We start from the raw sequence: 261 nt of genomic DNA, 5'->3' as shown, positions 1-261 counted from the left end.
CTCGGCGCCGGCGACGACTATGCAGAAGTCATCCGCGCGACGGCAGCCGACTGCGACGTCCTCGCCGTCGCCGGCGGGGACGGCACGGTGCAACAAGCCGCGGACGCCGCCCGCGAACGCGGCATCCCGCTCGCCGTGCTGCCGGCAGGCACGTTCAATCACTTCGCCAAAGACCTCGGCATGTACCCGCTGTCGACGGCGATCGCGGCGATCCGGGCGGGCACGGTCGCGAAAGTCGACCTCGGGGAGGTGAACGGCAAG

At 71.3% G+C, this 261-nt stretch carries 1 protein-coding gene; it reads left to right on the top strand.

Going from position 1 to position 261, the window contains the following annotated elements:
• The coding region (locus I73_RS30320) for a diacylglycerol kinase family protein (RefSeq protein WP_040501443.1) at positions 1–261 on the top strand (261 nt) is incomplete at both ends.

Origin of the sequence: Ideonella sp. B508-1 (genome assembly GCF_000333615.1) — a bacterium.
Lineage (GTDB): Bacteria > Pseudomonadota > Gammaproteobacteria > Burkholderiales > Burkholderiaceae_C > Ideonella.
The sequence above is the reverse complement of the archived record's forward strand: the minus strand, read 5'-3'. Positions and strand labels throughout refer to the sequence as shown.